Raw genomic sequence first — 13,596 nt, 5'->3', positions numbered from 1 at the left:
CGGATCGTGCCCGGGAACGGAGATACTAGGTGCGGGCATCGACGACGCCGCGCTCCCGCGCGAATGGACAGCCCTACCGAGGAGGAACGAGAGCGTGACCTACGTCATCGCGGAGCCTTGTGTCGACGTCAAGGACAAGGCATGCATCGAAGAGTGCCCCGTCGACTGCATCTACGAGGGCCAGCGGTCCTTGTACATCCACCCGGACGAGTGCGTCGACTGCGGCGCGTGTGAGCCGGTGTGCCCGGTCGAGGCCATCTTCTACGAGGATGACACCCCGGAGGAGTGGAAGGACTACTACAAGGCGAACGTCGAGTTCTTCGACGAGCTCGGCTCGCCCGGTGGTGCCTCCAAGCTCGGTCTGATCGAGCGCGACCACCCCTTCATCGCCGCGCTGCCCGCCGGCATCAACGGCGAGCACTGACCGTTCACGGCAGACGCGCCTCTCGGTCCCGTACGGCACTGCAGCCGCGCGGGACCGAGCCGTTTTCCCGCACCTTTCCGTCCCCGAGCAGAGAGCAGAGCACCGTGGCCGCAGTTTCCGACCGTCTTCCCACGTTCCCCTGGGACAAGCTGGAGCCGTACAAGAAGACGGCGGCGGCCCACGAGGACGGCATCGTCGACCTGTCCGTCGGCACGCCCGTCGACCCGGTGCCGCGGCTGATCCAGGACGCCCTGATCGCCGCCGCCGACTCCCCGGGCTACCCGACGGTGTGGGGCACGCCCGCGCTGCGCGACGCGATCACCGGCTGGCTGCGCGGACGGCTCGGGGCGAGCGCCGCCGGGCACCGCAACGTGCTGCCTGTGGTCGGCTCCAAGGAGCTCGTCGCCTGGCTGCCGACCCAGCTCGGCCTGGGCGCCGGCGACAAGGTCGCCTACCCCCGCCTCGCCTACCCGACCTACGAGGTCGGCGCGCGCCTGTGCGGCGCCGAGGCCGTCGTCTACGACGACCCCACCGAGCTCGACCCGGCCGGCCTGAAGCTGCTGTGGCTCAACTCCCCGTCGAACCCCACCGGAAAGGTGCTCGGCAAGGAGGAGCTGATCCGGATCGTCGCCTGGGCGCGCGAGCACGGGGTCCTCGTCTTCAGCGACGAGTGCTACCTGGAGCTCGGCTGGGAGGCGGAGCCGGTCTCCGTCCTGCACGACGACGTCTGCGGCGGCTCCTACGAGGGCCTCGTCGCCGTCCACTCCCTCTCCAAGCGCTCCAACCTCGCCGGCTACCGCGCCGCCTTCATCGCCGGCGACGAGGCCGTCCTCGCCGAGCTGCTGGAGATCCGCAAGCACGGCGGCATGATGACCCCGGCCCCCGTCCAGGCCGCCGTCGTCGCCGCCCTCGGCGACGACGCGCACGTCGCGGAGCAGCGCGGCCGCTACGCCGCCCGCCGCGAGGCGCTGCGCACGGCCCTGGAGGCGCACGGCTTCCGCGTCGAGCACAGCGAGGCCAGCCTCTACCTGTGGGTGACCCGCGACGAGCCCTGCTGGGACACCGTCGCCCACCTCGCCTCCCTCGGCATCCTCGTCGCTCCGGGCGACTTCTACGGCGAGGCCGGCGCGACGTTCGTCCGCGTCGCCTTCACCGCCACCGACGAGCGGGTCGCGGCCGCGGTCAAGCGCCTGGGCTGAGCGGTCCGGGGGCCGGGCCGCCGAACGCCCCGAGGGGCCGGGAGCTGTGCGCTCCCGGCCCCTCGGCGTCGCGGTGGGTGCGACGGCTCAGCCGCCCAGCGGCAGGGAGCCCAGCGGCAGCGCGCCGACCGGCAGGTCGTGGCCCACCGGCAGCTGCGACACCGGCAGGCCGCCCAGCATCTGGCCCGCGCTGCCGGCCACGTCGGCGGCGGGGGCGGCGGCCGGGACGGCCTTGGTGGCGGTGCCCGCGAGGTCGGCGGCCGTGCCGGTGGCCGCCCCGGTGGCGGCGGTGGCGTCGGCGCTGTCCGGGGCGGCGAGCGTGCCCAGCTGCGGCACGGACTCCAGGCCCGCGGCGCTGGCCGCGCCGGCCGCACCGACCACGGGAGCGGTACCGGCTGCGAGGAGAAGCGCGGCGCGGGCGATCCGGCGGGTCAGGGGGAGGGACATGATGCTCCTAAGCGGTAGCGGCTGAGTACGCCGTGTACAACCGCTCCCGGGGTACGCCGAGTTGCGGACCCGCCGGGTAAAGGATCGGTAACGCATCGTTTAATCGGCTTCCGTGACAAGCCCATCGGACCGGCGCCCACCAGGGCTTCTGTCCCCACGGGCCCAGCCTGCCCGGATGTCCGGCCTCGCCCTTCCGGGTGACGGGCCGCACGCGCGAGCGGTCCCCGTCCCGTCGGCGGGACGGCGCCCGGCACGCCCGTGCGCCCCCACCGCCGGGGCGGTGGGGGCGCACGGAACGGCTCAGCGGGCGCTGCGGGCCAGGAAGATCCGGAGCTGGCCCGGGGGAGCGCCGTACGGGTCGGGGGCCGAGCCGCCCTTCGTACCGCCGGCTGCCCCGCGCTTCCACTCGCCCCGGTTCTGGCCCGCGACCCAGGCGGAACCGTCGTACGAGACCCGGGAGATGCCCAGCTCCTTCGAGCGGGCCACCGCCCAGTGGGCCATCGCCCGGCCGCGCCGGGCCTCGCCCGGACCGCCGCCGCCGTCCTTCAGCCACAGGTCCACCTCGGCCTCCGGGACGGCCGCCGGGGCGTCCGCGGCGGGGCTCGCCGCCGGGGCGTCCGCTGCGCTCGGCGCGGGGGCGGCGCTCGGCACGGACCCCGCGCCGGTCTTCCCCCCGGCCTTCGGGACGGCGTGCACCGCGGGACGGCCGGTGGACAGGGCCTCCTTGCCGAACGCCCGCCCCAGCTCCGTGCGCACCTTCTCCGGGTCGCCCTTCAGCGGCGCCGGTCCCACGCAGGCCAGGGTGGCCTGGGTCTCGCCCTCGCCGAAGGCGGCCGTCACCACCGTCGCGTCCGGCTCGTGCTTGGCGTACGCCTGCGGGAACCCGCTGAGCTGCACCCGCTGCGCGGCCACCGTCAGCGGCAGCCGGGTGTAGCCCTTCACCTCGACGAGCCGGTCGTAGAAGATCCCCGCCGAGTACACCGGGTCCATGATCTGCTCCGGGGTGCCCCAGCCCTGCGAGGGCCGCTGCTGGAACAGGCCCAGCGAATCCCGGTCTCCGTGGTCGAGGTTGCGCAGCCCCGACTCCTGCATCGCCGTCGCCAGAGCGATCGTCAGGGCCCGGTCCGGGAGCCCCTTGGAGATCCCCACGGCGGCTATGGTCGCGGCGTTCGACGCCTGCTCGGGGCTCATCTCGTACGTCTGCACGGCCCCTCCGGAGCCGCCGCCCGCGCCCTTCGCCGTGACCGTGCAGTGCGGGGCGCCCGCCCCGCCGTTGGAATAGTGGTGCACCAAGACGTACCCGATCACCGCGAGCAGGACGGCCAGACCCACGGCCGCGCGGAGCGGCCCGCGGCGGCGGGGACGGGGGCGATCGGTCTCGGACACGCGGCCCACCGTACTTGAGGCCGATAACGCGTCCACCGACCGGACGCTCCCGGTACCCGCCCATCCCGGGGCGTTAGGGTCGGTTCATGTCCGAATCCGAGCTCGACCTCACCCTCGACGCTGCCGGGCTGACCGCCCGCCTCGTCGACATCCCCTCCGAGAGCGGCGACGAGAAGGTGCTCGCCGACCTCGTGGAAGACGCCCTGCGCCGGCTTCCGCACCTGACCGTCGACCGCCACGGCAACAACGTCGTCGCCCGTACGCACCTCGGCCGCGCCGAGCGCGTCGTACTCGCCGGCCACCTCGACACCGTGCCGATCGCCGACAACGTCCCGTCCCGCCTGGACGAGAACGACGTCCTGTGGGGCTGCGGCACGACGGACATGAAGTCCGGGATCGCCGTACAGCTGCGGATCGCCGCGACCGTGCCCGAGCCGAACCGCGACCTCACCTTCGTCTTCTACGACCAGGAGGAGGTCGCCGCCGACCTCAACGGACTCGGCAAGGTCGCCGCGGCCCACCCCGACTGGCTGGCCGGCGACTTCGCCGTGCTGCTGGAGCCCTCCAACGCCGAGGTCGAGGGCGGCTGCCAGGGCACCCTGCGCGTCCTGCTGCGCACCCGCGGCGAGCGCGCCCACTCCGCGCGCAGCTGGATGGGCTCCAACGCCATCCACGCCGCGAGCCCGATCCTCGCGAAGCTGGCGGCCTACGAGCCCCGCAAGCCGGTCATCGACGGCCTGGAGTACCACGAGGGCCTCAACGCCGTCCGCATCGAGGGCGGCGTCGCCAACAACGTCATCCCGGACGCCTGCACGGTCACGGTCAACTTCCGCTACGCCCCCGACCGCAGCGAGGCCGACGCGCTCGCCCACGTCCGGGAGGTCTTCGCGGACTGCGGCGTCGACGAGTTCGTGGTCGACGACTCCTCGCCCGGCGCCCTCCCCGGCCTGTCCCACCCGGCGGCCGCGGCGTTCATGGAAGCGGTCGGCGGCCAGGCCATGCCCAAGTTCGGCTGGACGGACGTCTCCCGCTTCAGCGCGCTCGGCGTCCCGGCCGTCAACTACGGTCCCGGCGACGCGCTGCTCGCGCACAAGGTCGACGAGCGGGTCGAGACCAAGGCGATCCTGCACTGCGAGGAACGACTCCGCGCCTGGCTGACCTCGTAAATTCCCCCTCCCGTCACTTTTGTGCGCCTAACCTGATCCAACGATCAGCAGGAGGGAGCACATCATGGGCAACTCCGAAGGAAACGGACGCCGGCGCCCCGAGGAGCAGCAGCTCGGGCCGGTGCTGCGCAGGCGGGGCCAGGTGCAGGCGGGCAGCACGACGGACCAGCGGCTGCTGGACTCGGCCGGCCCCTCCGAGTGGGTGCACACCGACCCCTGGCGGGTCCTGCGCATCCAGTCGGAGTTCATCGAGGGCTTCGGCACGCTCGCCGAGCTGCCGCCGGCGATCAGCGTGTTCGGCTCGGCCCGCACCGCGGTGGACTCGCCGGAGTACGAGGCGGGCGTACGGATCGGCAGCGCGCTCGTCGAGGCCGGCTTCGCCGTCATCACCGGCGGCGGGCCGGGCGCGATGGAGGCGGCCAACAAGGGCGCCCGCGAGGCGAACGGCATCTCGGTCGGCCTCGGCATCGAGCTCCCCTTCGAACAGGGGCTCAACCAGCACGTGGACCTCGGGCTGAACTTCCGGTACTTCTTCGTCCGCAAGACGATGTTCGTGAAGTACAGCCAGGGGTTCGTGGTGCTGCCGGGCGGCTTCGGCACCCTGGACGAGATGTTCGAGGCGCTGACCCTGGTGCAGACGCAGAAGATCACCCGGTTCCCCATCGTGCTCTTCGGCACCGAGTACTGGGGCGGGCTCGTCGACTGGCTGCGCAACACGGTCATCGCCCAGGGCAAGGCCTCGGAGAAGGACCTCTACCTCTTCCACCTCACGGACGACGTGGACGAGGCGATCGCCCTGGTGACGAAGGAAGTCGGCAAGTAGCCGCGGGGTAGGCGCCCCGGCGCGAGGGGACCACGCCGCCGCCCGGCGGCCGGCCGCCGGGGACGGGGTGGCCCCCCGGGCGGCCCGCGGCGGGCGGCGGCTCAGGCCAGGCCGCGGCGGGCCACGGCCGGCGGGCGGTGGCCCTGGATCGAGCGGACCATGTCCAGGACCTGCCTGGTCTCCGCGACCTCGTGGACCCGGTAGACCTGGGCCCCGAGCCAGGCCGAGACGGCGGTGGTCGCCAGGGTGCCGAGCAGCCGCTCCTTGACCGGCTTGTCGAGGGTCTCCCCGACGAAGTCCTTGTTGGACAGGGAGACCAGGACCGGCCAACCCGTTTCGGTCATCTCCGTCAGGCGGCGGGTGGCTTCCAGTGAGTGCCGCGTGTTCTTCCCGAAGTCGTGGCCCGGGTCGATCATGATCGACTCCCGCGGCACGCCCAGGGCCTCCGCCCGCTCCGCCAGCCCGACCGTGACGCGCAGGATGTCCTCCATCACGTCCTCGTACGAGGTCCGGTGCGGACGGGTGCGCGGCTCGACCCCGCCCGCGTGGGTGCAGACGATGCCCGCCCCGTAGCGGGCCGCGACCTCCGCCAGCTTCGGGTCCACCCCGCCCCAGGCGTCGTTCAGCAGGTCCGCCCCGGCCTCGCAGACGGCCTCGCCGACCTCGTGCCGCCAGGTGTCCACGCTGATCACCACGTCCGGATGGCGGCGGCGCACCTCCGCCACGAAGCCGACCGTGCGCCGGGCCTCCTCCGCCGCGTCCACGTGCTCGCCGGGCCCCGCCTTGACCCCGCCGATGTCGATGATCGCCGCGCCCTCGGCCACGGCCCGCTCCACCCGGTCCAGCGCGGGCTGGTCGCGGAAGGTGGCGCCCTGGTCGTAGAAGGAGTCAGGGGTCCGGTTCACGATGGCCATGATCACCGGCTCGTGGGTGTCGAACTCGCGCCTGCCCAGTCGCAGCATCCCGCTCTTTCCTCCTTCGGCGACCCTCGCGCCTCGTCTGCGACCTTAACCTGGTGGCCGGAGTCTCTCAGGGGAGTTGATCGTGTTCTGGTTCTTGCTGATCGCGCTGGTCGTGGTCGTGGCCGCGGTCACCCTCGCGGTGGTCGGCGGAGGCGCGGAGGCCGTCCTGCCCGAGGCCGAGCCGGACCGGGTGGCCGACGCCCTGCCCGAGACCCGTCCGGTGGTACGGGAGGACGTCGAGGCGCTGCGGCTGCCGGTCGGACCGCGCGGCTACCGGATGGCCGAGGTGGACGACGTACTGGACCGGCTCGCGGCGGAGCTCGCCGAGCGGGACGCGCGGATCGCGGAGCTGACCGCGGCGCGCGCCGGCGCCGCGGCCCCGGCCGCCGGACAGGCGCAGCCCCAGGACCGGCCCGCGGACCGGCCCGAGGCCCCGGCCGACCGGCCCGCCCCCGCCGTCGACCTCACGAAGGACGAGCGGTGAGCGGCGGCGGGCTGCTGGCAGGACCGGACGGAGCCCTGCGCTGTCCGTGGGGGCTGTCCACGGAGGACTACGTCGCCTACCACGACACCGAATGGGGCAAGCCGGTCCACGGCGACGACGCCCTGTACGAGCGGCTGTGCCTGGAGGCCTTCCAGTCGGGGCTGTCCTGGCTGACGATCCTGCGCCGGCGCGAGGGGTTCCGGAAGGCCTTCTCCGGCTTCAGGATCGCGGAGGTCGCGGAGTTCGGCCCGGCCGACGCCGAGCGGCTCCTCGCGGACGAGGGGATCATCCGCAACCGGGCCAAGATCGAGGCCACCCTGGCCAACGCGAAGGTGCTGGCCGCGTGGGAGCCCGGGGAGCTGGACGCCCTGATCTGGTCCCACGCCCCGAAGCGGAAGGGCCGGGCCCCGAGGACCACCGGCGACGTGCCGGCGGTCACCCCCGAGTCCACGGCCCTGGCCAAGGCCCTCAAGAAGCGGGACGTCCGCTTCGTCGGGCCCACCACGGCCTACGCCCTGATGCAGGCGTGCGGCCTGGTCGACGACCACCTCGCGGGCTGCGTGTCCCGCGGGAAGTGAACCTTCCGTGAACGTTCAGCGGCCCAGGTACTGCGGCGGCTGCTTGGCGAGGAAGGCCTGGACGGCGATGGAGTGGTCCTCCGAGGCGCCCGCCCGGGTCTGGAGGACGTCCTCGCGCTCCAGGGCCTCGGAGAGGGTGTGGGAGGCCCCGTACGCCAGGGACTCCTTGATCGCGGCGTAGGCCACCGTCGGACCGGAGGCGAGGGCCCGGGCCACCGCCTCGGCCTCGGCGTGCAGGTCCTCCGCCGGCACCAGGCGGTTCACGATGCCCAGCTCACGGGCCTCCTGCGCCGTGATGGAGCGGGGGAACAGCAGCAGGTCGGAGGCGCGCGAGGCGCCGATCAGGCGCGGGAGCGTCCAGGAGACGCCGGAGTCCGCGGTCAGCGCCACCCCGGCGAACGAGGTGTTGAACGAGGCGGTCTCGGAGACCACGCGGAAGTCCGCCGCCAGCGCGAAGCCGAAGCCCGCCCCGGCCGCGACGCCGTTGACCCCGGCCACCACGGGCTTGGGCATCTCCGTGAGGGCCCGCACGATCGGGTTGTAGTGCTCGGAGACGGTGTTCATGGTGAGCTTCGAGCCGGTCTCGCGGTCGGCCGCCAGGTTCCCGATGTGCTCCTTGAGGTCCTGGCCCACGCAGAAGGCCCGGGTGCCGGAGGCGGTCAGCAGGACCGCCCGCACGGCCGGGTCCCCGGCCGCCGCCCGCACCGCGTCGCGCAGGGCGACCTTGGCCTCCGTGTTCATGGCGTTCATCGCGTCGGGCCGGTTGATCGTGACCTTCGCGAGTCCGTCGGTCACTTCGTAGAGCACGCTGTCGCCCATGGCGGGGGTCCCCCTTCGTCGCGGGTGTGGCTACCGGCCGGTACCGGCCGGTCCAAGGGCCAGCATGGCGGACGCGACCGCAGCCGGGCATGTGATGTGCGTCAAACGCGGCGGAGGCCCTGCCCGGGGAGCGACGGCGAAGTATCGCAGGCGGATCCCCGAAATGAGTGGTTTTGAGAGAGCGCGTTGCGCAAGCGTTCCCCGCCGATGTTGGTCATCGGGTCCTGACATGCGGGATAATGGCTGGGAAGCAATGTGTTCGATGCCGGGTATTAGGCGCCTGAACGGGGCCGTCGGCTGACGATGAGCTGGTTTCAGGAAGGGGAACGAGCATGGCGGCCATGAAGCCGCGGACGGGCGACGGCCCGCTCGAGGTCACCAAGGAGGGGCGAGGCATCGTCATGCGCGTACCGCTCGAAGGCGGCGGTCGGCTTGTCGTCGAGCTGACGCCGGACGAGGCGGACGCCCTGGGTGACGCCCTGAAGAAGGTCGTCGGCTGAGCCTCGGCCACTGATCCCTGCACCGCTCCCGCCGCACCCGCGGCGGGGGCGGTGTTGTTTCCCCGGCGGCGCCCGCCGCCCGGGCCGGGGCTGCCGCGGTCCGGGCGTGCCGCCGCACCCCCCGGGCTGGGCCTGCCGTCGTCCGGGCCGGGCCTGCCGTTGCCCGGGCGTGCCGCCGCCCCCCGGGCTGGGCCTGCCGTCGTCCGGGCCGGGGCTGCCGCGGTCCGGTCGGCACTACCGCCGGACGGGGCGGAGCAGCCCGTCGCCGCGGCCCTACCGCCGGACGGCGCAGAGCAGCCCGTCGCCCACGGGCAGGAGCGCGGACTCCAGCGCCGGGCTCTCCCGCACGCTGCGCAGCAGCTCCCGCACCCGCAGCACCTCCACCGGCTGCGCGGCGGAGTCGACGGTGCGCCCGTCGGCGAAGACCCCCTCGAAGCACACCAACCCCCCGGGTCGCAGCAGGCGCAACGATTCCGCGAGGTAGTCGAGGGACTCGGTCGGGTCCCCGTCGCAGAACACGAGGTCGTAGCCGCCGTCGGCGAGCCGCGGCAGGACGTCCAGGGCCCGCCCGGGAATGAAGCGCGCCCGGTTCCCCGCGAAGCCCGCCGCGCGGAACGCCTGCCGGGCGAAGGCCTGCCGGTCCGGCTCCGGGTCCACCGTCGTCAGTACGCCGTCGGGGCGCATCCCGTGCAGCAGGTGGATGCCGGAGACCCCGGTCCCCGTGCCGATCTCGGCGACGGCCTTGGCGTCCGCGGTGGCGGCGAGCAGACGCAGCGCGGCCCCGGTGCCGGGGGAGACGGAGCGCAGGCCCGCTTCCCTGGACCGGTCGCGGGCCCATCGCAGAGCGTCGTCCTCGGCGACAAACGCGTCGGCGAACGCCCAGCTCGTCTGCCGGTTGCCGGTAATGACCCTCTCCTGTCCCCATAGTTGGCGCAACGGTGACTGTATCCGCTGACGTCGGGAACCCGCAGATGGGACCGGGCGTTGGGAGGGTGAGAGGCGGGATAGAGGGGACGCCGGCGGGCAGATCGGCGGCGCGGAACCCGAGTCCCGGGCAAAGTTACTGCAAAAATGCTTATCCGGAGCTGACGGGAGGGGTGGCTATGGTAGGGGCTCCACTGGACACCACCAGAGCCGACAGGGGAGGTGCGGCTGCGCCTGTGGATCGTGGGGGCGTACTCAGACGCCTCTTCTGGTCGGCGGGTGAGCCGAAATCCGTGACCTACACCGCTGACCGTTTCCACTCCGCCCACACCGCGACCACCGCGACCTTCGCCGCCGATGCGGGCTCCCAGGCGTGGACCCCTCCCTCATGGGAGGAGATCGTCAGCACGCACAGCGCGCGGGTCTACCGCCTCGCCTACCGCCTGACGGGCAACCAGCACGACGCCGAGGACCTCACCCAGGAGGTCTTCGTCCGCGTCTTCCGCTCGCTGTCCACGTACACGCCCGGCACCTTCGAGGGCTGGCTGCACCGCATCACCACGAACCTGTTCCTGGACATGGTCCGCCGCAAGCAGCGCATCCGCTTCGACGCGCTCGCCGACGACGCCGCCGAGCGGCTGCCGAGCCGTGAGCCCTCCCCCCAGCAGGTGCTCCACGACACCCACTTCGACGCCGACGTGCAGCAGGCGCTGGACACCCTCGCGCCCGAGTTCCGCGCCGCCGTGGTCCTCTGCGACATCGAGGGCCTGTCCTACGAGGAGATCGCCGCGACCCTCGGCGTGAAGCTCGGCACCGTCCGCAGCCGCATCCACCGCGGCCGTTCGCACCTGCGCAAGGCGCTCAAGCACCGCTCGCCCGAGGCCCGCGCGGAGCAGCGCGCCCTGGCGGGTGTGGCGGTGGGTGTCCCGGGCGCCGGGGGAGAGGGCGGAACCGAGTGAGCGGAGCCGGTCCGTCTCCCGCCGAGCAGCACCTGGGCGATCGCCTCGCCGCCCTGGTGGACGGGGAGCTGAAGCACGACGCCCGCGAGCGGGTACTGGCGCACCTGGCGACCTGCGCCAAGTGCAAGGCCGAGGCCGACGCCCAGCGCCGGCTCAAGACCCTGTTCGTGGAGAGCGCTCCGCCGCCGCTGTCCGCCGGCCTCCTGGCCCGGCTGCAGGGGCTGCCGGGCGCCGGTCCCGAAGGCCCCGCCGGGCCGCCGGGCGGCCCGGGCGGCGACGGAGCGGCGCGCACCCCCGCCGCGCCCGGCGCCGACCCCTTCGCCACGTTCGGGTTCGCCGCGCCCTCCGCCCCGCGTGAGGGGTTCCGCATCCATGAGGTCGGGCGGCCCAGACGCCGGTTCGCCTTCGTGGCGGCCGGGGCCGTGTCGCTGGCCGCGATCGCGCTGGGCGGTGCGCTCCCGCTGGACGCGATCGAGCCGAACGCCCGCGGTGAGGCGCCCGCCTCCCGCCCCGGGCCCTCGGTGCCGCTGACCGACGCCGCCGTCCGCGACCGCCTGCCCCTGCGCGACGGGATGCGCACCCCGAGCCCGTCCGCCCCGCTGCCGACGGCCTCCCCGTCGCCCCCGATATCGGCCCAGCCGGCCTCCCTCGCCCGCTGACGGCCCCGGCCCGCGGCCGGGCCGCCGGGTCCGCCCCGGGCCAGCGCGGACGTGCGGCACCTGGTTGAATCTGCGGCACACGCGCCGCCCCGCGGCGCGCCAGGCCAGCCGGGGGAGCGCACATGTCCGACAGTCCCAAGAGCGACCCGGCCCCGTCCTGGTGGAGCCGGCCCGCCGACCCGGTACGGCCGCACCCGGAGCCCGGCCCGGAGGCCCCCGCGGACGCTCCCGATGCTCCGGCCCCGGGCGGTGCGGCTCCGGCCGTACCGCAGGGGGAGCACTCGGACGGCCCGGCGGAGCCGGTGCCCGGAGCCGACCCGGCCGCCGGCGGGGAGCCGGCGCCGGAGGCGTCGCACGCAGGACCCGCCCCCGAGCCGCGCTACGACCCCTGGGCCGAGCGTCCGCTCCAGCTCGCGGACGCCGGGGGCGCGCCGCGGCGGCCCGCGCCGTCGGTGTGGCGGCTGGCGGCCTTCGCCGTGGTGATCGCCCTCCTCGCGGGCGGCGTCGGCGGCTGGCTGGGCATCCTCGCCGAGCGCCGCACCGGCACCCGCCTGGAGCTCCCGCAGGCCGCCGCCGACCACAAGGGCCGGGCCCCGGACAGCGTGGCCGGCATCGCCGCCACCGCCCTGCCCGGCGTCGTCACCCTGCACGTCAGCGGGGGCGCCGGCGGCGGCACGGGAACCGGCTTCGTCCTGGACGAGCAGGGCCACATCCTGACCAACAACCACGTCGTGGCCGACGCCAAGGACATAACGGTCACCTTCGGCTCCGGCGACAGCGTCACCGCCGAGCTGGTCGGCCGCGACAGCGGCTACGACCTCGCCGTCGTGAAGGTCACCGGCGTCCGGGGCCTGCGCCCGCTGGCCCTCGGGAACTCCGAGAACGTCCGCGTCGGCGACCCCGTCGTGGCCATCGGCGCCCCCTTCAACCTCTCCAACACCGTCACCGCCGGCATCATCAGCGCCACCGGCCGCCCCATCACGGCGGGCGGCGACAAGGGCGACGGCAGCGACATCAGCTACGTCGACGCCCTCCAGACCGACGCCCCCATCAACCCCGGCAACTCCGGCGGCCCGCTCCTCGACTCCCGCGCCCACGTCATCGGCATCAACAGCGCCATCCGGGGCGCCGACAAGGGCGACGACGACGCCGACCGCACCCGCCAGAGCGGCAGCATCGGCCTCGGCTTCGCCATCCCCGTCAACCAGGGCAAGCGCGTCGCGGAGGAGCTCATCCGCACCGGCCACGCCACCCACCCCGTCATCGGGGTCACCTTGGACATGCAGTACAAGGGCGACGGAGCCCGGGTCGACGCCAAGGGCGAGGACGGCAAGCCCGCCGTGGTCGCCGGCGGCCCCGGGGCCCGCGCCGGGATCCGCCCCGGCGACGTGATCACCAAGGTGGACGGGGTCCGCGTCCACGGAGGTGACGAACTGATCATCAAGATCCGGGCCCACCGGCCCGGCGACCACCTCTCCCTGACCGTGCTCCGCGACGGCCGCGACACCGCGCTCGACGTCGTCCTCGGCTCGGCGAGCGGCTCCTGAGTCCGCGCGGCCGGCGGGGAAGGACCGCCCGACGGCCGGGTGAATCCGGCGAAGGGCCCGCACCGGCGTAGGGGCGGGCCGGGAACGCCGGGTACCGTTGACCGGGCCGGACGTGGAGAGAGCCGAGGAGCGGCAAGGTGTTCAACGACATAGGCGCACTCGAGCTGGTCACCATCGTGGTGCTCGCCATCCTCATCTTCGGGCCGGACAAGCTCCCGAAGGTGATCCAGGACGTCTCGGGCTTCATCCGCAAGATCCGCGCGTTCTCGGACAGCGCCAAGCAGGACATCCGCTCCGAACTGGGACCCGAGTTCAAGGACTTCGAGTTCGAGGACCTGAACCCGAAGACCTTCATCCGCAAGCAGCTGACCGAGAACGAGGACCTCCAGGAGCTGCGCAGCAGCTTCGACCTCCGCAAGGAGCTGAACGAGGTCACCGACGCGGTCAACAGCCGCGAGACGGGCCCGGCGCCCGCCGCCTCCCCGGCGTCCGCCACGCCCGCCGCCGGTACCGGTCCCGATCTGCTGAAGAAGCCCGCCGCACCGGCCCGGGAACCGCGCACGCCCTTCGACGCCGACGCCACCTGAGCCGCAGCCTGCCCGTCGATCCCGGGCCGGCTGGCTATCCTCCATCTGTCCGGAGCCAGGACGCCCGAGGGTGGGGGTCCCCCCAGCGAAGCGAGGGGGAGGGCCGTTCCGGATCCCACGGAACGAGAGGCC

The 13,596-nt window shown here is 73.9% G+C and carries 15 protein-coding genes and 1 pseudogene; 11 read left to right on the top strand and 5 right to left on the bottom strand.

Annotation, left to right across the window (positions count from 1 at the left end):
• The first annotated feature begins 94 nt into the window (after positions 1 to 94).
• A complete protein-coding gene (gene fdxA, locus AB0469_RS19470) occupies positions 95 to 424 on the top strand; it encodes a ferredoxin (RefSeq protein WP_030713714.1) in 330 nt (109 codons plus the stop codon).
• A gap of 104 nt (positions 425 to 528) precedes the next feature.
• On the top strand, positions 529 to 1,623 hold the full coding sequence (gene dapC, locus AB0469_RS19465) for a succinyldiaminopimelate transaminase (protein WP_366452629.1): 1,095 nt from the start codon (positions 529 to 531) through the stop codon (positions 1,621 to 1,623).
• Positions 1,624 to 1,710: 87 nt separating this feature from the next.
• Here dapC and AB0469_RS19460 read toward each other — a convergent pair whose 3' ends face one another.
• Both AB0469_RS19460 and AB0469_RS19455 read right to left on the bottom strand, forming a co-directional pair.
• Positions 1,711 to 2,070 carry an ATP-binding protein gene (locus AB0469_RS19460; RefSeq protein WP_366452628.1) on the bottom strand — a complete coding sequence of 120 codons (360 nt, stop codon included), beginning with the start codon at positions 2,068 to 2,070 and terminating at the stop codon, positions 1,711 to 1,713.
• 300 nt (positions 2,071 to 2,370) lie between these two features.
• On the bottom strand, positions 2,371 to 3,456 hold the full coding sequence (locus tag AB0469_RS19455) for a hypothetical protein (RefSeq protein ID WP_366452627.1): 1,086 nt from the start codon (positions 3,454 to 3,456) through the stop codon (positions 2,371 to 2,373).
• Positions 3,457 to 3,542: 86 nt separating this feature from the next.
• Here AB0469_RS19455 and dapE point away from each other — a divergent pair, with 86 nt between their 5' ends.
• Both dapE and AB0469_RS19445 read left to right on the top strand, forming a co-directional pair.
• Positions 3,543 to 4,622, top strand: coding sequence for a succinyl-diaminopimelate desuccinylase (gene dapE, locus AB0469_RS19450; protein WP_366452626.1), 1,080 nt, complete (start codon positions 3,543 to 3,545; stop codon positions 4,620 to 4,622).
• A 64-nt stretch (positions 4,623 to 4,686) separates the two neighbouring features.
• Complete coding sequence (locus AB0469_RS19445) at positions 4,687 to 5,445, top strand: TIGR00730 family Rossman fold protein (protein ID WP_366452625.1); 759 nt, start codon at positions 4,687 to 4,689, stop codon at positions 5,443 to 5,445.
• Positions 5,446 to 5,546: 101 nt separating this feature from the next.
• Here the strand turns inward: AB0469_RS19445 and folP are convergent, their stop codons facing one another.
• Positions 5,547 to 6,407: a dihydropteroate synthase gene (gene folP / locus AB0469_RS19440; protein ID WP_366452624.1), complete on the bottom strand. Its 861-nt coding sequence runs from the start codon at positions 6,405 to 6,407 to the stop codon at positions 5,547 to 5,549.
• A gap of 76 nt (positions 6,408 to 6,483) precedes the next feature.
• On the opposite strand from folP, the gene AB0469_RS19435 reads away from it, so the two are divergent.
• On the top strand, positions 6,484 to 6,891 hold the full coding sequence (locus AB0469_RS19435) for a DivIVA domain-containing protein (protein WP_366452623.1): 408 nt from the start codon (positions 6,484 to 6,486) through the stop codon (positions 6,889 to 6,891).
• Positions 6,888 to 7,469: a DNA-3-methyladenine glycosylase I gene (locus AB0469_RS19430; protein WP_366452622.1), complete on the top strand. Its 582-nt coding sequence runs from the start codon at positions 6,888 to 6,890 to the stop codon at positions 7,467 to 7,469. The genes AB0469_RS19435 and AB0469_RS19430 overlap by 4 nt, the downstream gene beginning before the upstream one ends.
• A 15-nt stretch (positions 7,470 to 7,484) precedes the next feature.
• Here AB0469_RS19430 and AB0469_RS19425 read toward each other — a convergent pair whose 3' ends face one another.
• Complete coding sequence (locus AB0469_RS19425) at positions 7,485 to 8,288, bottom strand: enoyl-CoA hydratase-related protein (protein WP_366452621.1); 804 nt, start codon at positions 8,286 to 8,288, stop codon at positions 7,485 to 7,487.
• A gap of 332 nt (positions 8,289 to 8,620) precedes the next feature.
• Between AB0469_RS19425 and AB0469_RS19420 the strand changes: the two genes are divergently transcribed.
• Entirely contained in the window at positions 8,621 to 8,788 is a 168-nt protein-coding gene (locus tag AB0469_RS19420; protein WP_003966491.1) for a DUF3117 domain-containing protein, read from the top strand.
• 273 nt (positions 8,789 to 9,061) lie between these two features.
• Here the strand turns inward: AB0469_RS19420 and AB0469_RS19415 are convergent, their stop codons facing one another.
• Positions 9,062 to 9,724 (bottom strand): class I SAM-dependent methyltransferase, encoded by a 663-nt coding sequence (locus AB0469_RS19415; protein ID WP_042820075.1) that lies wholly within the window; start codon positions 9,722 to 9,724, stop codon positions 9,062 to 9,064.
• A gap of 167 nt (positions 9,725 to 9,891) precedes the next feature.
• Here AB0469_RS19415 and sigE point away from each other — a divergent pair, with 167 nt between their 5' ends.
• From sigE to AB0469_RS19395, 4 genes and pseudogenes are all read left to right on the top strand, one after another.
• Positions 9,892 to 10,671: an RNA polymerase sigma factor SigE gene (gene sigE / locus AB0469_RS19410; protein WP_366452620.1), complete on the top strand. Its 780-nt coding sequence runs from the start codon at positions 9,892 to 9,894 to the stop codon at positions 10,669 to 10,671.
• Positions 10,668 to 11,123: pseudogene (locus tag AB0469_RS19405) on the top strand (zf-HC2 domain-containing protein); the annotation flags it as partial. The gene sigE and the pseudogene AB0469_RS19405, both read left to right, overlap by 4 nt.
• A 329-nt stretch (positions 11,124 to 11,452) precedes the next feature.
• Positions 11,453 to 12,877 carry a trypsin-like peptidase domain-containing protein gene (locus AB0469_RS19400; RefSeq protein WP_366452619.1) on the top strand — a complete coding sequence of 475 codons (1,425 nt, stop codon included), beginning with the start codon at positions 11,453 to 11,455 and terminating at the stop codon, positions 12,875 to 12,877.
• 137 nt (positions 12,878 to 13,014) lie between these two features.
• Positions 13,015 to 13,464, top strand: a complete 450-nt coding sequence (locus tag AB0469_RS19395) for a sec-independent translocase (RefSeq protein ID WP_042816340.1) — start codon at positions 13,015 to 13,017, stop codon at positions 13,462 to 13,464.
• Positions 13,465 to 13,596 lie beyond the last annotated feature (132 nt).

It is taken from the genome of Streptomyces sp. NPDC093801 (genome assembly GCF_040701585.1).
GTDB lineage: Bacteria > Actinomycetota > Actinomycetes > Streptomycetales > Streptomycetaceae > Streptomyces.
The sequence above is the reverse complement of the archived record's forward strand: the minus strand, read 5'-3'. Positions and strand labels throughout refer to the sequence as shown.